This is a genomic window from Mixta hanseatica (assembly GCF_023517775.1).
Taxonomy (GTDB): domain Bacteria; phylum Pseudomonadota; class Gammaproteobacteria; order Enterobacterales; family Enterobacteriaceae; genus Mixta; species Mixta hanseatica.
On record NZ_CP082904.1, the window covers coordinates 3955455 to 3979328 of the forward strand.

At 54.0% G+C, this 23874-nt stretch carries 18 protein-coding genes and 1 riboswitch; of the genes, 9 read left to right on the forward strand and 9 right to left on the reverse strand.

Features of this window, described 5'->3' with window-relative positions; genetic code table 11:
- Positions 1 to 168: 168 nt before the first annotated feature.
- The 4 genes from K6958_RS18735 to nudC all read right to left on the reverse strand — a co-directional run bounded on the left by K6958_RS18735 (position 169) and on the right by nudC (position 3431).
- Complete coding sequence (locus K6958_RS18735) at positions 169 to 759, reverse strand: YjaG family protein (RefSeq protein WP_249892512.1); 591 nt, start codon at positions 757 to 759, stop codon at positions 169 to 171.
- A gap of 62 nt (positions 760 to 821) precedes the next feature.
- Positions 822 to 1487, reverse strand: coding sequence for a deoxyribonuclease V (nfi, locus tag K6958_RS18740; protein ID WP_249892513.1), 666 nt, complete (start codon positions 1485 to 1487; stop codon positions 822 to 824).
- Positions 1488 to 1489: 2 nt separating this feature from the next.
- Positions 1490 to 2557, reverse strand: a complete 1068-nt coding sequence (gene hemE, locus K6958_RS18745) for a uroporphyrinogen decarboxylase (protein ID WP_249894737.1) — start codon at positions 2555 to 2557, stop codon at positions 1490 to 1492.
- A gap of 94 nt (positions 2558 to 2651) precedes the next feature.
- Positions 2652 to 3431 carry an NAD(+) diphosphatase gene (nudC, locus tag K6958_RS18750; protein ID WP_249892514.1) on the reverse strand — a complete coding sequence of 260 codons (780 nt, stop codon included), beginning with the start codon at positions 3429 to 3431 and terminating at the stop codon, positions 2652 to 2654.
- Positions 3432 to 3568: 137 nt separating this feature from the next.
- Between nudC and rsd the strand changes: the two genes are divergently transcribed.
- The 7 genes from rsd (at position 3569) to thiH (ending at position 9914) form a co-directional block, all read left to right on the forward strand.
- Positions 3569 to 4075 carry a sigma D regulator gene (gene rsd / locus K6958_RS18755; protein ID WP_249892515.1) on the forward strand — a complete coding sequence of 169 codons (507 nt, stop codon included), beginning with the start codon at positions 3569 to 3571 and terminating at the stop codon, positions 4073 to 4075.
- 250 nt (positions 4076 to 4325) lie between these two features.
- A riboswitch (TPP riboswitch) is annotated at positions 4326 to 4425 on the forward strand.
- 84 nt (positions 4426 to 4509) lie between these two features.
- Positions 4510 to 6432: a phosphomethylpyrimidine synthase ThiC gene (thiC, locus tag K6958_RS18760; protein ID WP_249892516.1), complete on the forward strand. Its 1923-nt coding sequence runs from the start codon at positions 4510 to 4512 to the stop codon at positions 6430 to 6432.
- A complete protein-coding gene (gene thiE / locus K6958_RS18765; RefSeq protein ID WP_249892517.1) occupies positions 6429 to 7070 on the forward strand; it encodes a thiamine phosphate synthase in 642 nt (213 codons plus the stop codon). The genes thiC and thiE overlap by 4 nt, the downstream gene beginning before the upstream one ends.
- Positions 7063 to 7812, forward strand: coding sequence for a HesA/MoeB/ThiF family protein (locus K6958_RS18770; protein WP_249892518.1), 750 nt, complete (start codon positions 7063 to 7065; stop codon positions 7810 to 7812). Before thiE ends, K6958_RS18770 begins: the two co-directional genes overlap by 8 nt.
- On the forward strand, positions 7809 to 8009 hold the full coding sequence (gene thiS / locus K6958_RS18775) for a sulfur carrier protein ThiS (protein WP_249892519.1): 201 nt from the start codon (positions 7809 to 7811) through the stop codon (positions 8007 to 8009). The genes K6958_RS18770 and thiS overlap by 4 nt, the downstream gene beginning before the upstream one ends.
- Position 8010: 1 nt before the next feature.
- The gene (locus K6958_RS18780) at positions 8011 to 8787 is read left to right on the forward strand and encodes a thiazole synthase (protein WP_249892520.1); all 777 of its coding nucleotides are present in this window, start codon (positions 8011 to 8013) and stop codon (positions 8785 to 8787) included.
- Positions 8787 to 9914 carry a 2-iminoacetate synthase ThiH gene (gene thiH, locus K6958_RS18785; RefSeq protein WP_249892521.1) on the forward strand — a complete coding sequence of 376 codons (1128 nt, stop codon included), beginning with the start codon at positions 8787 to 8789 and terminating at the stop codon, positions 9912 to 9914. Before K6958_RS18780 ends, thiH begins: the two co-directional genes overlap by 1 nt.
- 185 nt (positions 9915 to 10099) lie before the next feature.
- Here thiH and K6958_RS18790 read toward each other — a convergent pair whose 3' ends face one another.
- Entirely contained in the window at positions 10100 to 11188 is a 1089-nt protein-coding gene (locus K6958_RS18790) for a DUF1176 domain-containing protein (RefSeq protein ID WP_249892522.1), read from the reverse strand.
- A 417-nt stretch (positions 11189 to 11605) separates the two neighbouring features.
- On the opposite strand from K6958_RS18790, the gene K6958_RS18795 reads away from it, so the two are divergent.
- Together K6958_RS18795 and K6958_RS18800 are read left to right on the forward strand one after the other, a co-directional pair.
- Positions 11606 to 12916 (forward strand): MFS transporter, encoded by a 1311-nt coding sequence (locus tag K6958_RS18795; protein ID WP_249892523.1) that lies wholly within the window; start codon positions 11606 to 11608, stop codon positions 12914 to 12916.
- A gap of 10 nt (positions 12917 to 12926) precedes the next feature.
- Positions 12927 to 13730 carry a substrate-binding domain-containing protein gene (locus tag K6958_RS18800; RefSeq protein ID WP_249892524.1) on the forward strand — a complete coding sequence of 268 codons (804 nt, stop codon included), beginning with the start codon at positions 12927 to 12929 and terminating at the stop codon, positions 13728 to 13730.
- Here the strand turns inward: K6958_RS18800 and psrA are convergent.
- The 4 genes from psrA to rplL all read right to left on the reverse strand — a co-directional run bounded on the left by psrA (position 13702) and on the right by rplL (position 23841).
- Positions 13702 to 14604 carry an L-proline-binding transcription factor PsrA gene (psrA, locus tag K6958_RS18805; RefSeq protein WP_249892525.1) on the reverse strand — a complete coding sequence of 301 codons (903 nt, stop codon included), beginning with the start codon at positions 14602 to 14604 and terminating at the stop codon, positions 13702 to 13704. The genes K6958_RS18800 and psrA overlap by 29 nt on opposite strands.
- A gap of 197 nt (positions 14605 to 14801) precedes the next feature.
- Positions 14802 to 19025: a DNA-directed RNA polymerase subunit beta' gene (rpoC, locus tag K6958_RS18810; RefSeq protein WP_249892526.1), complete on the reverse strand. Its 4224-nt coding sequence runs from the start codon at positions 19023 to 19025 to the stop codon at positions 14802 to 14804.
- 96 nt (positions 19026 to 19121) lie between these two features.
- A complete protein-coding gene (rpoB, locus tag K6958_RS18815; RefSeq protein WP_249892527.1) occupies positions 19122 to 23150 on the reverse strand; it encodes a DNA-directed RNA polymerase subunit beta in 4029 nt (1342 codons plus the stop codon).
- Positions 23151 to 23475: 325 nt separating this feature from the next.
- Complete coding sequence (gene rplL, locus K6958_RS18820; protein ID WP_038629792.1) at positions 23476 to 23841, reverse strand: 50S ribosomal protein L7/L12; 366 nt, start codon at positions 23839 to 23841, stop codon at positions 23476 to 23478.
- Positions 23842 to 23874 lie beyond the last annotated feature (33 nt).

The window sequence follows — 23874 nt, forward strand, 5'->3', positions numbered from 1 at the left end:
TTATCGCTTGCTAAGCATCGAGTGCGAGGGAATAGCCAGATTCTGACACCCTTCAGCCTGCACGCACCGATAGCCACATTTTTCAGCCCCCCAAATGTAGACCAGACAGGGGGCGGATGTGAAGCCTTTAGGCATGACAATTCAGGCGTGAAGTCACGTTTTATCGCGTTATTGCTCTATTTTTATACCAATGTTACTTATCGCGGCTTCGCGCAGGTCAGAACGCAGTCCTTTTATCAGATCCAGGTCCCGCTCTTCACAGGCTGCCAGCAGGCGAAAAATCTCCCACTGTGCGTCCCATTCTTCTTCAATCGCCGGTAGCGCGCCCAGCTCCTCATCGGTCATTTCGCGACCAGCCTGAGTCATTTCCAGCATCGCGACCGTGGTGATCGAGGTCTCGCTCACTTCGATAGCATGCTCCAGCGTTTCCCCACTTAGACGCGAATGCACCAGCTCGCTTAACGCAACGCAGGCATCAATCGCCGGATAAACGCCGTAGACGTCAAAATCGTCCGCTAGCGGAATCGCTTCTTCCAGCTTTTCCAGCTGACTGTCGAAATTGATTTTCGCATCCTTTACCGTCAGGGATTCCCAAATCAGATCGAGAATACGGCGATAAAGCTGCGCATCAGCAAACTGCGTCTGCTGACAAAAAGCCCAGTAGTTGGGATAGAGGCGCTCGCACAGGCAGGCCATAAAAGTAACATGCTGCCAGCTTTCCAGCTTCTCGAGGCGCAGATGGATGGGGTTACGTAACATGATAAGGTCTCTTTAGCATCATTCTGGCGGCAGTGTAACGCAAAAGAAACCTTCCGGCACGGCTAACCCTCCTGCCAGCGGAGAAAGGCTGTACGCTCTGATGCCACGGCGTCAGCCCAGCGCGTTGGCTCGGGCAGGCGGTAGCCAGCCATACAGTTTTGCACCCATTGCAGGGCGGTATCGATACTGACGCGATGACCGGTAGAGACAAACAGCGGATTACAGCGTTTTTTGCTGCGCCAGACCCAGCCAATCTTCTCGCCTTTATCCATCAGCGGCTGCTGCGCGCCCGGCTCTTCATCCAGCGGCTCAAAACGCCCGCACAGACGGCGTTTCGCCACGCCGATAGTAGGTACATCCACCAGCATGCCAAAGTGGCTGGCGACGCCAAGCCGCCGTGGATGCGAAATGCCATGACCATCCACAAACAGCAGATCGGGTTTCTGCTCCAGCAGTTCCCAGGCGGCCAGCAGCGCTGGATATTCACGGAAAGAGAGAAAACCGGGGATATAAGGCATGATGGTGGCGATACGCGCCACCTTATATTCGATAAGCTTTAGCGAAGGATATTCCAGGATGACCATGGCGGCACGCGTTACGTCGCCGCCCTGTTCGAAACCGACATCCGCACCGCCAATCAGGCGCGGCGGCATCACATCGAAATCATCATGGCGCACCACTTCCGCGGCGCGCTGTAGCTGTTCGGCTCGTAATGCCTGTATATCCATATCTACTCCTTGTGATAAGGACGTGACAGCCGATGTACCGCCTCCACAAATGCGCCTGCATGCTCAGGCGGCACATCCTGATGGATGCCATGTCCTAAATTAAATACGTGCCCGTTACCCTCGCCAAAGCTGGCAAGGATGGTCGCCACTTCCTGCTCAATACGCGCAGGCGATGCATAAAGCATAGACGGATCCATATTGCCCTGCAGGGCGACTTTGTCTCCGACGCGACGGCGCGCATCGGCAATATCAATGGTCCAGTCCAGTCCCAGTGCGTCACAGCCGGTAGCAGCCATCGCTTCCAGCCATTGACCGCCGCCTTTGGTAAACAGCGTGACCGGCACGCGACGCCCGTCGTTTTCACGGATCAGGCCATCAACAATTTTATGCATATAGCGCAGCGAGAATGCCTGATAATCAGCGCCGGTCAGCACGCCGCCCCAGGAATCAAAAATCATAACCGACTGCGCGCCCGCGCGGATCTGCGCATTCAGGTAAAGGATGACACTGTCCGCCAGCTTATCCAGCATGGCATGTAGCGTTGCCGGCTCGGCATACATCATTTTTTTGATTTTAGTAAAGGCTTTGCTGCTACCGCCTTCCACCATATAGGTCGCCAGCGTCCATGGGCTGCCGGAGAAGCCGATCAGCGGCACTGCGCCCTGCAGGTTTTTGCGGATGGTGCGTACCGCATTCATCACATAGCCCAGTTCCTGTTCCGGGTCAGGCACCGGCAGTTTATCCACATCGGCACGACAGGTAATCGGGGATGCAAAGCGCGGGCCTTCGCCAGCTTCAAAATACAGCCCTAATCCCATCGCATCCGGAATGGTTAAGATATCAGAAAAGAGAATCGCCGCATCCAGAGGATAGCGACGCAGCGGCTGCAGAGTCACTTCACAGGCCAGCTCGGCATTCTTGCACAGCGACATAAAATCGCCAGCCTGCGCGCGCGTGGCCTTGTATTCCGGCAGATAGCGTCCAGCCTGACGCATCATCCATACCGGCGTCACATCTACCGGCTGGCGTAACAGGGCACGCAGGTAACGATCGTTCTTTAATTCGCTCATCATAAGGCTCTCTCAAATACAGGCGCCTAGTGTAGCAGTTATTATCGCCGGTTAAGCAAGTTTGCCGCCGCGCGGCAAACCAGACTTAGCAGCGCTAGTCCTGCCCGTCCGCCGCGCGGCAAAGCGCCACCGTATCCTCAATCAGCCGGCGAGCAACGGTGCCGGCCGGCGGTAACTGCGGTAATGCGTCGTAACGAAACCAGTCAGCATCGATCAGCTCGTTATTATCGATTTGCAGTTCGCCGTCATCATATTCCGCCATAAACGCCATCATCAGCGAATGGGGAAAAGGCCAGGGTTGCGAGGTGACATAGCGCAGATTTTTTACCCGTACGCTGCTCTCTTCCATCACTTCGCGCGCGACCGCCTGCTCCAGCGTTTCGCCCACCTCCACGAATCCCGCCAGCACGGTATAAATGCTGTTGCGATGACGAGCATGCTGCGCCAGCAAAATTTTGTCGTCGCGACGGATGGCGACAATAATGCAGGGCGCGATCTGCGGATAGTAACGCTGGCGGCAGTGGCCGCAGAGACAGGCGTTTTCGCGCTTGCTGAGATGCATTTCATGTCCGCAATAGCCGCAATAGCGATGCGAGCGGATAAACTCAGCCAGCTGTACGCCACGGCCCGCCAGCTGAAACAGCCCGCTATCGATATCAATGATTTGCCGCACCGATCCCATATGATCGTTGCGGTTCTCGCGGATCAGCCAGACCGGTTCGCCCTGCCATTCGCCGATAACTGCGCCCTGCGATCCGATCAGGCCAATTTTTTCTGCCGTACCGCGCGGTAATTCGCCATTCGGCAACCAAATTTTCTGTTCATAGCTGACAACCCACCAACCAGCGTCTACGCTTTTGATCTCACGTTCCATACAACAGTTACCCTTTGCTTCAGCACTTTTGTGACTGGGGCCGTAATTATTCTTAAAAGTGGAACGGATACGGGACACAGCCTCTGTACTGATGTTAAGTATAAGTAGCGGTAAGACTATAACTCACGGAGACAAACATGCTTAACCAGTTAAACGTTCTGACCGAGCGCGTAGGTGGCAGTAATGAACTGGTAGACTTTTGGCTTAATGCGCGCAGGCAGCTGTTGGTTGCTTATTATCAGGTTGTTGGTATCAAACCGAATAAAGAGTCTTTGACCGCCCTTGATGAAAAGGCGCTCGACAATTTTTGTCAGAACCTGGTGGATTATCTTTCTACCGGCCATTTCAACGTTTATGAACGCATCATTGAAGAGATGACCGGCGACAGCCCGTTGCTGGCGGCGGCACAAATTTATCCTGCGCTGCAGGGCAATACCGAACAAATCATGCAGCTGTATGATACCCATCTGGAAGCGGCTATCGATCACGATAACTGTCTGGAATTCCAGCAGGCGCTCTCTGAAGTGGGCGAAGCGCTGGAAGCACGCTTCACGCTGGAAGATAAACTGATCCAGCTGGCCTTTGAGAACAATTTAGCGACGCTGGCCGCCGCTAACGATCAAGCGATGGCGCGTCCGGCGTAACCGTTAATAGTTTTTTATACCCTAAATAATTCGCGTTGCGGGCAGGCGGCGACGCAGTGAGTCCCCAGGAGCTTACACCGGTAAGTGACTGGGGCGAGCGAGGAAAGCCAACGCACCAGCAACGTGAAGTATGACGGGTATACCTCTTGTAGTTTTGCCAACGCCCCTTTATGCTAAAGGGGCTTTTTTATAACCTTGCCGCAGCGTAGCGCGTGTAAGGTAGCGCTTGCAGCCTGTCTGCAGCGCGATTTTCTTCTTGTCGGAGTGCCTTTTAGGCTGAGACCGTTAATTCGGGATCCGCGGAACCTGATCAGGTTAGTACCTGCGAAGGGAACAAGAGTACAGATCCTTTCACGTCGTCAATCCGTATTGACGCCGTGTCGTTACTCCTTCCGAGCTCCGGACAAGCAACGTTCCTTTATCTGGAGTTTGCTATGTCTGCTAAACCAACTCGTCGTGAACAGCGCGCCCAGGCGCAAGAATTTATCGCCTCCCTACAGGGAACCGCGTTTCCCAACTCAAAGCGTATCTGGATTGAGGGCAGCCGCCCCGATATTCGCGTGCCAATGCGCGAGATTCAGCTTAGCCCGACGCTAACCGGCGGAGATAAAGCCGCGCCGGTTTATGAACCTAACGAGCCGGTTCCGGTTTACGATACGGCGGGCGCGTACGGCGATCCCGCGGCGGCTATCGATGTGCATCAGGGGCTGCCGCGTCTGCGCAGTATCTGGATTGAGCAACGCGCGGATACTGAGCAAACCGATCTTAGCTCCAGCTACAGCCAGCTGCGTCTGAAAGATGAAGGGCTGGATCACTTGCGCTTTGATAACCTGCCGCGCCCGCGTCGCGCGCAAACGGGCCGTCGCGTTACCCAGCTGCACTATGCTCGTCAGGGGATCGTCACGCCGGAGATGGAGTTTATTGCGCTACGGGAAAATATGGGCCGTGAGCGTATTCGCAGCGAAGTTCTTTTGCAGCAGCATCCTGGCCACGGTTTCGGCGCTCAGCTGCCAGAAAATATCACGCCGGAATTTGTACGTCAGGAAGTGGCTGCTGGCCGCGCCATCATCCCGGCGAATATCAACCATCCCGAAGCGGAGCCGATGATCATCGGCCGTAACTTTCTGGTGAAGGTGAATGCCAACATCGGCAACTCCGCCGTCAGCTCCTCGATTGAAGAAGAGGTGGAAAAGCTGGTATGGGCCACCCGTTGGGGCGCTGATACCGTGATGGATCTCTCTACCGGCCGCTATATTCATGAAACGCGCGAGTGGATCTTACGTAACAGCCCGGTGCCGATTGGTACGGTTCCTATTTACCAGGCGCTGGAAAAGGTTAATGGCATTGCGGAAAACCTCACCTGGGAGCTGTTCCGCGATACGCTGCTGGAGCAGGCGGAACAGGGCGTAGACTATTTTACTATCCACGCCGGGGTACTATTGCGTTACGTACCGATGACGGCTAAACGTCTGACCGGCATTGTTTCCCGCGGCGGCTCGATTATGGCCAAGTGGTGTCTCTCTCATCATCAGGAAAGTTTCCTCTATCAACATTTCCGTGAAATTTGCGAAATCTGCGCCGCCTATGATGTTTCTCTGTCACTGGGTGATGGACTCCGTCCCGGCTCGATTCAGGATGCCAATGACGAAGCGCAGTTTGCTGAACTGCATACGCTGGGAGAACTGACTAAAATCGCCTGGGAGTATGACGTTCAGGTGATGATCGAAGGACCTGGGCATGTACCGATGCAGATGATTCGACGCAACATGACCGAACAGCTGGAGCACTGCCACGAAGCGCCTTTCTATACGCTTGGGCCGTTGACGACGGATATCGCTCCCGGCTATGACCATTTCACCTCCGGCATCGGCGCGGCCATGATTGGCTGGTTCGGCTGCGCCATGCTGTGCTACGTCACGCCGAAAGAGCATCTGGGCCTGCCAAATAAAGAGGATGTGAAACAGGGTCTGATTACTTATAAAATCGCCGCGCACGCCGCCGATCTGGCGAAAGGCCATCCTGGCGCGCAAATCCGCGATAACGCTATGTCAAAAGCGCGCTTCGAATTCCGCTGGGAAGATCAATTCAATCTCGCGCTTGATCCGCATACCGCCCGCGCTTACCACGATGAAACGCTGCCGCAGGAGTCAGGCAAAGTTGCGCACTTTTGTTCCATGTGCGGCCCCAAATTTTGCTCAATGAAAATCACTCAGGAAGTGCGCGACTACGCCGCGAAACAGCAGGCGGAGGCGCAGCCGATTGAGATTGGCATGGCTGAAATGTCGCAGGCATTCCGTCAGCGCGGCGGCGAGCTTTATCATCCCGCCGATGCGTTAAATGCGGAGGAAAAAGCATGAGCCAGCGTTTTCCCGCGACTCCGCACAGGATGGGCCTCTATCCGATTGTCGATAGCCTGGAATGGATCTCGCGCCTGCTGGATGTGGGCGTACGTACTTTGCAGCTACGCATCAAAGATCGGCCCGCCGCCGAAGTAGAGCCGACTATTCAACAAGCTATCGTGCTGGGCAATGCCTGTCAGGCACGCCTGTTTATCAATGATTACTGGCAACTGGCGATCAAGCATCAGGCTTACGGCGTTCATCTTGGGCAGGAAGATCTGGAAGTGGCCGATTTAGAGGCTATCCGCCGCGCTGGCCTGCGTCTGGGTATCTCTACCCATGATGATGATGAAATCAACCGGGCGCTGGCGGTGTATCCTTCTTATATCGCGCTGGGCCATATTTTTCCGACGCAAACTAAATTAATGCCCTCTTCCCCTCAGGGTCTGGAACAGCTGAAACGTCATCTGGCTCGGCTGGAAAATATCCCTACCGTCGCCATTGGCGGCATCAGCATTGAACGCGCGCCGGCTGTGCTGGCCTGCGGCGTGGGCAGCATCGCGGTGGTGAGCGCCATTACGCAAGCCGCCGACTGGCGCGACGCAACGCAGCAATTGCTGGCGCTGGCCGGTACGGGAGATGAGGATCATGCTTAACGATCGCGACTTTCTGCGTTACAGCCGCCAGCTGCTGCTGGAAGAGTTCGGCGTCGAGGGGCAGCAGAAGCTACAGCGCGCCAGCGTATTGATTGTCGGCCTCGGCGGCCTCGGCGCGCCCGCCGCGCTGTGGCTGGCGGCGGCGGGCGTCGGCAAGCTGCTGCTGGCTGATGATGATGAAGTGCATATTAGCAATCTGCAGCGCCAGATCCTCTATCGCAGCGCCGACTGCGGTAAAGCGAAAGCGCTGCTGGCTCAGCACCAGTTGCAATCCCTTAATCCGCAGGTGGAAGCCATTGCTCTACAGGAAAGAATGGATGCGGAACAGCTAATGCACTGGGTGCCGCAGGTCAATCTGGTGCTGGACTGTAGCGATAATATGACCACCCGCCATGCGGTCAATGCCGCCTGCGTCGCGAGCGAGACGCCACTGATTAGCGGAAGCGCCGTTGGCTTTAGCGGACAGCTGCTGGTTATCTCTCCGCCCTGGCGACAGGGTTGCTACCGCTGCCTTTGGCCAGATAACAGCGAACCTCAGCGTAACTGCCGCACCGCTGGCGTGCTTGGCCCGGTTGTCGGCACTATCGGCACCTTGCAGGCGCTTGAGGCGCTGAAAATGCTGGCTGGCCTGCCCTCCGCGCTTGATGGGCAGTTGCGCCTGTTTGATGGCCGTCAGCAAACCTGGCGCACTTTGAATCTGACGCCCGATGCGCATTGCCCGGTCTGCGGAGGCGGTAAATGAACATCCAGGTTAATGATGAAACGCTGACGCTGGACGCCCCGCTCACGCTGGATCGGCTGCTGGATAAGCTGGAGTGCCAGCCCACCGGAACGGCGCTGGCGGTTAATCAGCAGATTATACCGCGTGGCAGCTGGTCTCAGCATGCGTTATGTGAAGGGGATGTGGTGGTAATTTTTCAGGCAATAGCCGGAGGCTGATATGTTACAGATAGCAGATAAACACTTTTCTTCTCGCCTGTTTACCGGCACCGGCAAGTTCGCTACCTCCGCGCTGATGCTGGAAGCGATTCGCGCTTCTGGTTCGCAGTTGGTGACGATGGCGATGAAGCGCCTCGACTTACGCGGCGGCGATGATGGCATTCTGGCGCCGTTGCAGGCGCTGGGCGTACAGCTGCTGCCCAATACCTCAGGCGCCAAAACGGCGGAGGAAGCGATATTCGCCGCCCGTCTGGCGCGTGAGGCGCTTGGCACTCACTGGCTGAAGCTGGAGATTCATCCCGATGCGCGTTATCTGCTGCCGGATGCGGTTGAAACGTTAAAGGCGGCAGAGCAGCTGGTCAAAGAGGGCTTTACCGTGCTGCCCTATTGCAGCGCCGATCCGGTGTTATGCAAAAGGCTGGAAGAGGCGGGATGTGCCGCCGTGATGCCGCTTGGCGCGCCTATCGGCAGTAATCAGGGGCTGAAAACGCGCGATCTGCTGGCGATTATCATTGAGCAGGCCAAGGTGCCGGTGGTTATTGACGCCGGTATCGGCGCGCCCAGCCATGCCAGCGAAGCGCTGGAGATGGGCGCGGACGCGGTGCTGGTGAATACGGCGATTGCCGTTGCCCGTCGTCCGGTAGAGATGGCGCAAGCGTTCCGTCTTGCGGTTGAAGCCGGGCATATCGCTTATCACAGCGGCCTCGGCGCCAGTCAACTCCAGGCGGCGCCTTCCAGCCCGCTCACCGCGTTTCTCAGCCAGCCGGAGAATGCCTGATGAAAGATTTTATCGACCGCTGGCGGCAACTGGACTGGGACGATATCCGCCTGCGTATCCACAGCAAAACCGCCGCCGACGTGCTGCAGGCGCTTAATGCGGCGCGTCTTGATCGGGAAGATCTAATGGCTTTGCTCTCACCAGCGGCGGCGCCCTTTCTGGAGCCGATGGCGCAGAAGGCCCAGCGCCTGACACGCCAGCGCTTCGGCAATACGGTAAGTTTGTATGTGCCGCTTTACCTTTCAAATCTCTGCGCTAACGACTGTACCTACTGTGGTTTTTCAATGAGTAACCGTATTAAGCGTAAAACGCTTGATGCAGATGAGATCGAGCGCGAATGTCAGGCGATCCGCGCGCTGGGTTTTGATCACTTGCTGCTGGTCACCGGCGAGCATCAAACAAAAGTGGGCATCGACTACTTCCACCAGCACCTGCCGCAGATCCGGCGCCACTTTAGTTCGCTAATGATGGAGGTGCAGCCGCTGTCGGAGGCGGAATATGCTGGCTTAAAACGCATCGGACTGGACGGCGTGCTGGTTTATCAGGAGACCTGGCATCCTAAAATTTATCAGCAGCATCATCTCAAAGGGAATAAGCAGGACTTTTTCTTTCGGCTGGAAACGCCGGATCGCCTGGGGCGTGCCGGGATCGATAAGATCGGTCTCGGCGCGCTAATCGGCCTCTCCGACAGCTGGCGTACTGACTGTTTTATGATGGCGGAGCATCTGCTGTGGTTGCAGCAAACTTACTGGCAGAGCCGTTACTCTATCTCTTTTCCGCGCCTGCGGCCCTGCGCCGGCGGCATCGAACCGGCATCATTCATGAGCGAAGCCCAGCTGGTGCAAACCATTTGCGCTTTCCGTCTGTTCGCGCCGGAAGTCGAACTTTCGCTATCAACCCGCGAATCGCCTGCTTTCCGCGATCGTGTTGTGCCGCTGGCGATCAATAGCGTCAGCGCATTTTCCAAAACGCAGCCCGGCGGCTATGCCGATAACGATCCGCAGCTGGAGCAGTTTTCGCCGGACGATCATCGCCATCCACAGGACGTGGCGGCGGCGCTCACGCAGGCGGGATTACAGCCGGTATGGAAAGACTGGGACAGCTGGCTGGGACGCACGTCGCAATAAAGAGTAACGGGTGATGCGTTGCCGATCTTTTTTGGAGGATGTTATCCAGCGCTGAACAGGCGCGCTTTGCCTTACCAGCGCCGCGATTTACAGTGATCACGTCAGGCAATAACGCACTGACCAGGGCCGGCTCTTTATTCACTCTGCTGGCCCTGCCCTTCCTAATCTGGCAATGAACAGGGGAGTTACCGGCTGTTTTCATTATCCGAGTAGCCTGGCGTCGCCCAAACTGAAGGCCAGTCTCCCGGTTCACCGCCATCACAGCCGGGCTGGCTGTTGTAGCTCATCAAATGAAAGATGCGGCCATCATAGCGCCAGGTTGCGCTTTCACCACAATCGGCGATGCCACGGCCACGCGCAGCATGAAACAGTTGACCGCTGTGCGGATCGTAGCTGGCTTCGGTAAACCAGCTTACGCTATTGGGCTTGCCTTCTGCACTGTGCAGCGGTAACGGCAGGACCAGCTGTTGCGCCTTTTCAGGCGCGCTGCGCGGTGTAATAAACAGCAGGCTGGAAGACTGATAAGCCCCCATACCGCAGTTGATCATCACTAAAGCGTGCTGTTGATCCAGCGGTTGCGCCTCGCTACGGGCGATATCTTCTTCGGCCGGTTCACACTCTTCCTGACTCAGGACCGACTGCTGGCTACTGATGACTTTTCTAAGCAGCGTCTGGGCATTGTCCAGCGGCACAATGGACGGTACCGGCGACAGTGACGGCGCAACAGAGGGGCGCGGCGGGACGTTGGCTGCGGGCTCAGTACCGGTTTTAAGCAGCGCGGTTTGGTTATTCAGGCGCCCCTGCCGTTCATCCACATACAGCAGTGCGGCGTTCAGGCCGCTTAACGAGCCGGTTATTTCATTATCCGCGGTCAAAGAAATAGTCATGGCATTTTTAGCTGCCGCCACCAGCGCCTGAATGTCACTTAAGTTGTCGCTGTGGGCACTGGCATAATCATTATTCGCGTCAGCCTCTGAAAGGCTTATGGCGTGATCCCAGCGTTTCCCATCCAGCCAGACGCCCTTCGCTTTCTCGGCATCGAAACTCATAATATCCAACGCGGCTTTGCCTTGCGGCCCCGCCTGATGACGAATCACGATGCGCATATTTTCATCCGCATTACGAACATCGCAATCGTTAAGGTTGTTACAGGTGACCTGCCACTGTTTAAAAAAGCGCTGTACCGGCTCCCCCGCTGGTTCGGCGGCGGCCACCGCAGCACTCAAACAGCCAGATAGCGCTAACAGCAGCAAAGTTTTGCCAGACAAGGCCATACGAACGCTTCCTCTATATAGTGATAAAATGTGGCTCGCTCTTAATGCCAGGCGTCAAATGTCATCAACGCGCGTCATTTTTGCTGCGCAATCATATCCCATCGAATAACAACTATTCATGACAATTCTTGTAGTCAGAGGCACCGCAATACCTGACTTCCCCTGAAATAATCAACAAAACAATTTTACAGGAACTACTTCACACTTTAATAAGCCAGTTACAGCCGCGACCTTAATCCTTTGTTATTACATGGTTATTTAATTCAATGTTATTACAACAGTTTTATTAAACTAACTTAGAGCAATGCATAATAAGCATCAACTCATCCGCTTTTTGCACTTATCCAGTTGCTCTGGCTGATTCATTCTTCAGCAACAGACGCAGTAATAAGCGTCAACAATAAACTGGAGATAACAATGCAGACCTCTTTACCTCATGCCCTCACATCCCGCGAACGATTCGGCGCTATTTTTCGTGTTACCTCAGGCAATTTTCTCGAACAATTTGATTTTTTTCTGTTCGGGTTTTATGCCACTTATATTGCTCATACTTTTTTCCCTGCCAGTAGTGAGTTCGCTTCCCTAATGATGACCTTTGCTGTCTTCGGCGCGGGCTTTCTGATGCGACCTGTGGGAGCGATAGTATTGGGCGCTTACATTGATAAAGTAGGAAGGCGTAAAGGACTGATCGTCACCCTTTCGATTATGGCCACCGGAACTTTCCTGATTGTGCTTATCCCTTCCTGGCAGAGCATCGGTCTCTGGGCCCCGCTTATGGTACTTATTGGCCGCTTGTTGCAAGGGTTTTCTGCCGGTGCGGAACTGGGAGGCGTCTCAGTATATCTGGCCGAGATAGCTACGCCGGGGCGTAAAGGCTTTTATACCAGCTGGCAATCGGGTAGCCAGCAAATCGCTATTATGGTAGCTGCCGGTATGGGATTCGCACTTAATGCCATGCTTGAGGAAACGGCAATCCGTGAATGGGGCTGGCGTATTCCTTTTCTTTTCGGCTGCCTGATTGTTCCTTTCATTTTTATTCTGCGCCGCAGGCTGGAAGAGACGGAAGAATTTAAATCCCGACGCAATCATCCTGATATGAGCCACGTTTTTAAAACGCTGTTGAATAACTGGCCGGTTGTGCTTGCAGGAATGTTAATGGTTTCAATGACCACTACGGCCTTTTACCTAATCACCGTTTATGCTCCTACGTTCGGGAAAAAAGTCCTGATGCTCAGCGCATCGGACAGTCTGCTTGTCACCTTATTCGTGGCCATTTCGAATTTTTTCTGGCTGCCCATAGGAGGAGCATTGTCCGATCGATTTGGTCGTAAACCAGTTTTAGTCGCTATGGCTCTTCTGGCACTGACCACGTCCTGGCCCGTACTGCACCTGTTGGCCAGCGCACCGGGATTTTCTATGATGCTGGGCGTGTTGTTATGGTTGTCGTTCATTTATGGTCTTTATAACGGGGCAATGATCCCTGCGTTAACAGAAATTATGCCTGGTGAGGTCAGAGTCGCCGGGTTCTCTTTAGCTTATAGCCTCGCTACTGCCGTCTTTGGCGGCTTCACACCTATTATGTCTACCGGTTTAATTGAGCTGACAGGGGATAAAGCGTCACCCGGTTACTGGATGAGCTTCGCGGCTATCTGCGCCTTACTGGCAACGCTCTTCCTTTATCGTCGCAGCGCCATACGCTTTCAGCACGTCCGCAAGTCATTAAGCTAAGGAGAAATGAATGAAGTTATACCGAATCATATTCGCCATTATTTTTTCGCTTACCTGCAGCACAGTTGTTCAGGCAAAAGAATTGACCGTCATGATATCCGGAGGATTCATGGCAGCATGGGAGACGCTGGCGCCTCAATTTGAAGCGCAGAAAGGATACAAGATTCACACAATTTCTGGTCCCTCCATGGGAAATACCCCTCAGGCGATTCCTGCTCGCCTGGCTCGTGGGGAAAAGGCGGATGTCGTTATCATGGTCGGCGATGCGTTGAAGGATCTTGAGAAACGGGGCTGGATTCAATCCGGTTCGCGTGTGGAACTGGCCGATTCTGTTATCGGCGCGGTTATCAAAAAAGGCGTGCCTACTGTCAGCATTAAAAATGATGATGAATTACGTACCGTATTGCTGGATGCCCCTTCCATTGCCTATTCTGACAGCGCAAGCGGCAGATATATCAGCAGCCAGTTATTCAGGAAGCTAGGCATTGAACAACAAGTTAAGAGTAAAGCTTATAAGGTTGAACGGATACCTGTAGCTTCTTTGGTTGCAAAGGGAAAATATTCGATCGGTTTTCAACAGGTCAGCGAACTACTGCCGGTTAAGGGCGTTACGTTTATTGGTGAGTTACCTGACAATATGCAATATACCACCCGCTTCGCTGGCGCGGTTGTTAGCCACTCTGCATACAATGATGGGGCAACCCAATTATTGGCCTATCTTTCTTCGCCAGATGTGCAGCCAGTGGTCCGATCTACGGGATTGCATTCGGTGACGATGCAGCACGCTAATATAATGAGCGATACTGTTCAATGAGGGTGTTTTCAAGTTCTCCGGCAATGTGGGATAGCGTTCTACCGCTTTTTCTCAGCAGGCCAACTGTTCGTTTTACCACAGGGTCGGTTAAAGGCACCTGTGTAAGGGAGGTATGACCTGACGCAGGCATAGACATAGCGGGGACGGCAGCAATGCCGAGCCCTGCTTCAACCATACCAAGCATCGTCGTCACGTGTCGGGTCTCACAAATGCTGGGGTTTGCGGGTATGATATGTTCAAGCGCCTGATCGAGTAAATTTCTGTTACCTGAAGTCTTGTCCAGCCCTACCCAAGTATGCTGATAAAAATCATGCCAGCTGATCGCTTGTTTACCGGCGATGACATGTTCATGACGACAAGCAGCCACATAGACATCTTCAAGTAGTGGTAAAAATTCAATATCCGGCAATGAGCGACCGGAGAAACTGATACCAAAATCTGCCTGTCCGCTTATTACTGCGTCATAAACATTGCTTGCACTGCTGTCGATAAGTTTGACGCGTACACGAGGATATCGGGTCTGGAAGCGGCTAATGACATCTGGCATAAAATAATAAGCCGCGGAAGGTACGCAGGCTACGGTAATCAGGCCAGTACGAGCCAGACTGACCTCGCTTAAATCCGCCATTATCTTTTCTAAATCCGCGAGCAATTGCACTGACCTTTCGGCAAAGGCCTGGCCTTTAAGCGTAAGGGCCACTCGCCGGGTTGTTCGTTCAAATAGCTTTATGCCCAGCGCATTTTCCAGCTTATCTATTCTACGGCTCAAGGCCGGTTGTGAAAGGCAGATTGATTCAGCGGCAATGCGGAAATTTCCATACTCAATAAGCGCCCGAAATGCATATAAATCGCTTAAGTCAAAATTAACAGGCATCTCTTTTTTGCATCCTCGAAAATTTCGGTAAGTACAAACAATCTTAATGTTCGATGCTACATCAACTGATGATTAACTTTTTTATTACCTGACCCATTTTTACAACGAGGATCACAGGGTATAGCACTAGCTTGATTTATAACCATAAAAAAACCCTGCCGAAGCAGGGTTTTTATTTATGGCGCTACACCTGACGATTACTCGTCGTCGCTACCACCGAGGCCAGCGTTCAGCAGCTCGGCCAGGCTGGCCGTTGCTTCTTCTGCGCTAACCTGAGGCGCCACGGTCGGCTCGCCAGACTGGCGGCGACGCATACGATCCTGATGGTAAGCATAACCGGTACCAGCCGGGATCAGACGACCCACGATAACGTTCTCTTTCAGGCCGCGCAGTTCGTCGCGTTTGCCTGCTACTGCCGCTTCGGTCAGGACACGGGTGGTTTCCTGGAACGATGCTGCAGAGATGAACGATTCGGTTGCCAGTGACGCTTTGGTAATACCCAACAGATCGCGAGCGTAAGTTGCGCCCACTTTGCCGTTGGCTTCCAGATCGCGGTTGGCAATCTTCACGCGTGAGTATTCTACCTGCTCGCCTTCCAGGAACTCGGAGCTGCCCGCGTTGGCGATGGTTGCTTTACGCAGCATCTGACGCACAATAACTTCGATGTGTTTATCGTTAATCTTAACGCCCTGCAGACGGTATACGTCCTGCACTTCGTTAACGATGTAACGGGTCACAGCCTGAACGCCACGCAGACGCAGAATGTCATGCGGTGATTCTGGACCATCGGAGATCACGTCACCACGTTCTACGCGCTCACCTTCGAATACGTTGAGCTGACGCCATTTCGGAATCATCTCTTCGTATGGATCGCTACCATCGATCGGCGTGATCACCAGGCGACGCTTGCCTTTGGTCTCTTTACCGAAGGAAACGATACCGCTGATTTCAGCCAGGATCGCAGGTTCTTTCGGACGACGCGCTTCGAACAGGTCAGCAACGCGCGGCAGACCACCGGTAATATCTTTAGTACCGCCAGATTCCTGCGGCACACGCGCCAGCGTGTCACCAGAACTGATTTTCACACCGTCTTCCAACTGGACAATCGCTTTGCCCGGCAGGAAGTACTGTGCCGGCATATCGGTGCCCGGGATCAGTACGTCGTTACCGTTAGCATCAACGATTTTCAGTGCCGGACGCAGATCTTTACCACCAGAGGTACGTTCTGCGGTATCCAGTACCACCAGCGAAGAGAGACCGGTCAGTTCGTCAGTTTGACGAGTAATGGTCTGGCCGTCGATCATGTCGGTAAAGCGAATAAAGCCGCTCACTTCGGTGATAACCGGCATGGTGTGTGGATCCCAGTTCGCTACCGTTTCACCGGCATTGACCTGCTCACCATCACCTTTCGCCATGGTTGCGCCGTAAGGCACTTTATAGCTTTCTTTGGTGCGCCCGAATTCGTCGATCATTTTCAGTTCAACGTTACGGGAGGTAATTACCAACTTACCAGCGGAGTTGGTTACCGACTTAGCGTTGGTCAGCTTGATAGTACCTTTGTTTTTCACCTGGATGCTGGATTCAGCAGCCGCACGCGATGCCGCACCACCGATGTGGAAGGTACGCATCGTCAGCTGTGTACCCGGCTCACCGATTGACTGCGCCGCGATAACGCCGATAGCCTCACCGTTGTTGATGATGTGGCCACGCGCCAGGTCACGACCGTAGCAGTGCGCGCACACACCAAAGTCGGTTTCACAGGCAACAACAGAACGGACTTTAACGCTGTCGACAGAGTTCTGTTCCAGTACGTCACACCAGTGCTCATCAAGCAGGGTGTTACGTGATACCAGAATGTCAGCGGTGCCCGGCTTCAGTACGTCTTCCGCCGTTACACGGCCGAGAACGCGCTCACGCAGCGGCTCTTTAACGTCGCCACCTTCGATAACCGGCGTCATCATGATGCCTTCATGCGTACCACAGTCATCTTCGGTAACCACCAGATCCTGCGCCACGTCAACCAGACGACGGGTCAGATAACCGGAGTTTGCCGTTTTCAGTGCGGTATCCGCCAGACCTTTACGCGCACCGTGCGTGGAGATGAAGTACTGGAGTACGTTCAGACCTTCACGGAAGTTCGCGGTGATCGGCGTTTCGATGATGGAGCCATCCGGCTTCGCCATCAGACCACGCATACCAGCCAGCTGACGAATCTGAGCGGCGGAACCACGCGCACCAGAGTCGGCCATCATAAAGATGCTGTTAAAGGAAACCTGTTTTTCCTCTTCGCCGTCACGGTTGATCACCGTTTCGGTAGAGAGGTTTTCCATCATCGCCTTAGCAACACGTTCGTTCGCCGCGGCCCAGATATCGATAACCTTGTTATAGCGCTCGCCAGCGGTTACCAGACCAGACTGGAACTGCTCCTGAATCTCAGCCACTTCCGCTTCCGCTTCGGTGATGATTTCCACTTTCTTCGCCGGGATAACCATATCATCGATACCTACGGAAGCGCCTGAACGGGCTGCGTAGGCAAAACCGGTGTACATGGTCTGGTCAGCAAAGATAACGGTCGGCTTCAGGCCCAGAATGCGGTAACAGGTGTTCAGCATTTTGGAGATCGCCTTTTTACCCAGCGCCTGGTTGACGATGGAGTAAGGCAGACCCTGCGGCACGATCATCCACAGAATGGCGCGACCGATAGTCGTATCGATCAGGCTGGTTTTCGGGATGAAATCGCCCTGCTCATTTTTTTCATATTCAGTGATACGCACTTTAACGCGCGCATGCAGCTCGGCCAGGCCAGCGCGGTAAACACGCTCAGCTTCTTTCGGGCCAGTCAGCACCATGCCTTCGCCTTTGGCGTTCACTTTGTCGCGGGTCATGTAGTACAGACCCAGTACAACGTCCTGAGACGGAACGATGATAGGTTCGCCGTTCGCCGGAGACAGAATGTTGTTGGTCGACATCATCAGCGCACGCGCTTCCAGCTGGGCTTCCAGCGTCAGCGGTACGTGCACAGCCATCTGGTCACCATCGAAGTCGGCGTTATAAGCCGCACAAACCAGCGGGTGCAGCTGAATCGCTTTACCTTCGATCAGAACCGGTTCAAAGGCCTGGATACCCAGACGGTGCAGTGTCGGCGCACGGTTCAGTAGAACCGGGTGCTCACGGATAACCTCATCCAGGATATCCCATACCACCGCTTCTTCACGCTCAACCATTTTCTTGGCGGCTTTGATGGTGGTAGCAAGACCACGCAGCTCCAGCTTGCCGTAGATAAACGGTTTGAATAGCTCCAGCGCCATTTTCTTCGGCAGACCGCACTGATGCAGACGCAGGTAAGGACCTACGGTAATAACGGAACGACCAGAGTAGTCGACACGTTTACCCAGCAGGTTCTGACGGAAACGACCCTGCTTACCTTTGATCATGTCAGCCAGCGATTTCAGCGGACGCTTGTTAGAGCCAGTAATGGCGCGACCACGACGGCCGTTATCCAGCAGCGCATCTACCGCTTCCTGCAGCATACGTTTTTCGTTACGTACGATGATGTCCGGCGCAGCCAGATCCAACAGACGTTTCAGACGGTTGTTACGGTTAATGACGCGACGATAGAGATCGTTCAGGTCAGACGTCGCGAAACGACCGCCGTCCAGCGGAACCAGCGGACGCAGGTCCGGCGGCAGTACCGGCAGCACGGTCAGGATCATCCACTCCGGCTTGTTGCCAGACTGAACGAACGCTTCCAGCAGCTTGATACGCTTGGTCAGCTTTTTACGTTTGGTCTCGGAGTTGGTTTCGTTCAGCTCTTCACGCAGCTGCTCGCATTCCTGCTCCAGATCCATATTTTTCAGTAGCGCCTGGATCGCTTCCGCGCCCATTTTCGCATCGAATTCGTCGCCAAACTCTTCCAGCGCATCCAGATACTGCTCTTCAGTCAGGATCTGGCGCTTCTCAAGGTTGGTCATGCCGCCTTCAACCACGACATAAGATTCGAAGTAGAGTACGCGTTCGATATCGCGCAGCGGCATATCCAGCAGCAGACCGATACGGGACGGCAGAGACTTCAGGAACCAGATATGCGCAGTCGGGGAAGCCAGCTCGATGTGGCCCATACGCTCACGGCGCACTTTAGTCTGGGTCACTTCAACGCCGCACTTCTCACAGATAACACCGCGGTGTTTCAGGCGCTTGTACTTACCGCACAGGCATTCATAGTCTTTTACCGGCCCGAAGATACGGGCGCAGAACAGACCATCACGCTCTGGCTTGAAGGTACGGTAGTTAATGGTTTCCGGCTTTTTCACTTCACCGAAAGACCAGGAACGGATCATGTCTGGCGAGGCCAGAGCAATTTTGATCGCATCAAACTCTTCGGTTTTAGTTTGCGCTTTCAGAAACTTAAGTAAGTCTTTCACGGATTAGCTCCCGTCGGAGTGAGACTTCTCAAGAAAGCCCGGGCAAGCCCGGACTCTCTTGTAACCAGTACGACTGCGAGTGCTACCTTGCGGTAATTACTCGTCTTCCAGCTCGATGTTGATACCCAGCGAGCGGATCTCTTTCAACAGTACGTTGAAAGATTCCGGCATGCCCGGTTCCATCTGATGGTTGCCGTCCACGATGTTCTTGTACATCTTGGTACGACCGTTAACGTCATCAGACTTAACGGTAAGCATTTCCTGCAGCGTGTAGGCCGCGCCGTATGCTTCCAGCGCCCACACTTCCATCTCACCGAAGCGCTGACCACCGAACTGCGCCTTACCACCCAGCGGCTGCTGAGTAACCAGGCTGTAAGAGCCGGTAGAACGTGCATGCATTTTGTCATCAACCAGGTGGTTGAGTTTCAGCATGTACATGTAGCCAACGGTAACCGGACGCTCGAACTGCTCGCCAGTACGGCCATCAAACAGGGTGATCTGGCCAGAAGTCGGCAGATCGCCAAGCTGCAGCAGCTCTTTGATTTCGCTTTCTTTCGCGCCATCAAACACCGGCGTTGCGATCGGCATACCTTTTTTCAGGTTCTCAGCCAGGCGCAGCACTTCATCGTCAGAGAAGGTATTCAGATCAACACGCTGACGTACGTCGGCGCCCAGATCGTAAGCACGCTGGATAAACTCACGCAGTTTGGCCACTTCTTCCTGCTTCTTCAGCATCGCATTGATCTTGTCACCAATGCCTTTGGCCGCCATGCCCAGGTGCGTTTCCAGAATCTGACCGATGTTCATACGTGACGGTACGCCCAGCGGGTTCAGTACGATGTCGACCGGCGTGCCGTTCTCATCGTAAGGCATATCTTCGATCGGGTTGATCTTGGAGATAACACCTTTGTTCCCGTGACGACCTGCCATCTTGTCACCAGGCTGGATCTGACGTTTAACGGCCAGATACACTTTAACGATTTTCAGCACGCCCGGTGCCAGGTCATCGCCCTGAGTGATTTTGCGGCGCTTAGCTTCAAGTTTCTTCTCGAACTCGTGCTTCAGCTCATCGTACTGCTCAGCCAGCTGCTCCAGCTGATTCTGTTTCTGCTCGTCGGTCAGGCCCAGCTCCAGCCAACGCTCACGCGGCAGCTTGTCCAGTTTTTCCGCTTCCACGCCGCCGGAAACCAGCACTGAGTGGATACGGGCAAACAGGCCGGCTTCGAGGATCTGCAGTTCTTCAGTCAGGTCTTTTTTCGCCTGCTTCAGCTGCATCTCTTCGATTTCCAACGCGCGCTTGTCTTTTTCCACGCCATCGCGGGTAAAGACCTGCACGTCGATAACGGTACCTGAAACGCCGTTCGGTACGCGCAGAGAAGAGTCTTTAACGTCAGACGCTTTCTCACCGAAGATCGCACGCAGCAGTTTCTCTTCTGGCGTCAGCTGGGTTTCACCTTTCGGCGTTACCTTACCAACCAGAATATCGCCGCCGGTCACTTCCGCACCGATATAAACGATACCGGATTCATCCAGTTTGGAGAGCGCAGCTTCACCCACGTTCGGGATATCAGCGGTGATCTCTTCTGGCCCCAGCTTGGTGTCACGCGACACGCAGGCCAGTTCCTGAATGTGAATCGTAGTAAAGCGATCTTCCTGTACTACACGCTCGGAGACCAAAATGGAGTCTTCGAAGTTGTAGCCGTTCCACGGCATGAACGCTACGCGCATGTTCTGACCCAACGCCAGTTCACCCAGATCGGTGGACGGACCATCAGCCAGCACGTCACCGCGCTCAACCGGCTCACCCAGAGAAACACACGGCATCTGGTTGATGCAGGTGTTCTGGTTAGAACGGGTGTATTTAGTCAGGTTGTAGATGTCGATGCCGGCTTCGCCCGGGTACATCTCTTCTTCGTTAACTTTGATAACGATACGAGAAGCATCAACATACTGTACGGTACCACCACGTTTCGCTACGGCAGTCACACCGGAGTCAACCGCTACCGCTCGTTCCATACCGGTACCTACCAGCGGCTTATCAGCACGCAGAGTCGGAACCGCCTGACGTTGCATGTTCGCACCCATCAAGGCGCGGTTAGCATCATCGTGCTCCAGGAACGGGATCAGGGACGCACCGACAGAAACCACCTGCTGGGTGGAAACGTCCATGTAGTCAACCTGGTCGCGGCTGAACAGGCTCGATTCGCCTTTGCTACGGCATGTCACCAGGTCATCTACGAAGTGACCTTCTTCGTCGAGGTTGGTGTTCGCCTGAGCGATAACGTAGTTACCCTCTTCAATAGCAGAGAGGTAATGAATTTCATCGGTGACCACGCCATCGATAACGCGACGGTACGGCGTTTCAAGGAAGCCGTATTCGTTAGTCTGCGCATAAACCGACAGGGAGTTGATCAAACCGATGTTCGGACCTTCCGGCGTTTCGATTGGGCAGACGCGACCGTAGTGAGTCGGGTGTACGTCTCGCACTTCGAAGCCTGCGCGCTCACGCGTCAAGCCGCCTGGGCCGAGAGCAGAGATACGACGCTTGTGCGTGATCTCAGACAGCGGGTTGTTCTGGTCCATAAACTGAGACAGCTGGCTGGAACCAAAGAACTCTTTCACTGCCGCGGAGATCGGCTTAGCGTTAATCATATCCTGCGGCATCAGGGTATCGAGATCGCCCAGTGACAGACGCTCTTTCACCGCACGCTCAACACGCACCAGACCTACACGGAACTGGTTTTCCGCCATTTCGCCTACGGAACGGATGCGACGGTTACCGAGGTGGTCGATATCATCCACTTCGCCTTTACCGTTACGGATACCGATGAGCTTCTTCATCACTTCGATGATGTCTTCTTTGCTCAGGATACCGGAGCCTTCGATTTCATCACGGCCGAGAGATCGGTTGAACTTCATGCGGCCTACCGCAGAAAGATCGTAACGGTCTTCGGAGAAGAACAGATTCTCAAACAGGTTTTCCGCCGCTTCACGCGTCGGCGGCTCGCCAGGACGCATCATGCGATAGATCTCAACCAGCGCGCTCAGGCGATCGTTGGTTGGGTCAACACGCAGCGTTTCGGAGATATAAGCGCCGTGATCCAGGTCGTTGGTAAACAGCGTTTCGATACGCTTATGACCCGCCTGGCTCAGTTTAGCCAGCAGATCCAGCGACAGCTCCATGTTAGCGGCTACGATCAGCTCGCCGGTGCTTTCGTCAACGTAATCTTTAGCAACCACTTTGCCTGCGATATATTCCACCGGCACTTCGATATGCTGGATACCATCTTTTTCCAGCTGACGAATGTGACGCGCGGTAATACGACGGCCTTTTTCAACGTAGACCGTGCCGTTCGATTCGATATCGAAGGAGGCGGTTTCGCCACGCAGACGCTCAGGCACCAGTTCCATCTGCAGCTTGTTGTCACGGATCTCAAACACCACTTTTTCGAAGAACAGATCAAGAATCTGCTCCGTGGTGAAGCTCAGCGCACGCAGAATGATACTGGCCGGCAGTTTACGACGACGGTCAATACGGACGAACAGGTTGTCTTTCGGGTCAAACTCAAAGTCAAGCCATGAACCGCGGTAAGGGATGATACGTGCGTTATACAGCACTTTACCCGATGAGTGGGTTTTACCCTTATCGCTGTCAAAGAATACGCCAGGACTACGATGCAGCTGAGAAACGATAACCCTTTCAGTACCGTTGATGACAAAGGTACCGTTTTCGGTCATGAGCGGAATTTCGCCCATGTATACTTCTTGTTCTTTGATGTCTTTAACGGTGCCTTCCGGCGCTTCGCGCTCGTAGATCACCAGGCGCAGCTTAACGCGCAGCGGAGCAGAATATGTCACGCCACGGATCTGACACTCTTTCACATCAAATACTGGTTCGCCTAAGCGGTAGCTGACGTACTGCAGCTCAGAGTTGCCGCTATAGCTCTGGATTGGGAATACGGAACGGAATGCAGCTTCCAGACCGTATTGGCCTTCCGGATCTTGCTCGATAAACTTCTGGAACGAGTCAAGCTGGATAGAAAGGAGATAGGGTACGTCCAGAACCTGTGGACGTTTGCCAAAATCCTTACGAATGCGTTTTTTCTCGGTATAGGAGTAAACCATAGGGTTCCTCAGCTAGCTGACAAGTCGACCCACTCTGTCCGTCCTGAAGGACAGTTCATGCAACACTATTTTGTTTGCCGGAAAGTGCGAGACACCTTCCGCAATACGTCTTTCTATCACTCTTAAATCATTTCATTGCTGTTGCATGGGCAGGGAACCCTGCAGGGAAGCAGTATATTAAGGCGTCGATAGAAAAAGATATTGAAGACGCTCAATGGACAAACAGTGCGAAACCCCATTGAGGCCCTGTAGCGCAAAAAGGCTGGTGACCAAAAAGTCACCAGCCATCAGCCTAAAAAGTCAGGCTGCAACCTGGAGGGTTGGCTTATTTAACTTCAACTTCAGCGCCAGCTTCTTCCAGGGATTTTTTCAGAGCTTCAGCGTCATCTTTGCTGATGCCTTCTTTCAGCGCAGCCGGTGCAGATTCAACCAGATCTTTCGCTTCTTTCAGGCCCAGGCCAGTTGCGCCACGTACTGCTTTGATCACAGCAACTTTGTTAGCGCCAACAGCTTTCAGGACTACGTCGAACTCAGTTTTTTCTTCAACAGCTTCAGCCGGGCCAGCAGCAACAGCTACAGCGGCAGCAGCAGAAACGCCGAATTTTTCTTCCATAGCGGAAACCAGCTCAACCACTTCCATTACGGACATAGCGGCTACTGCTTCCAGAATTTGATCTTTAGTGATAGACATGACAATTGTTCCTAAGAATCAGAAAATAGTGTG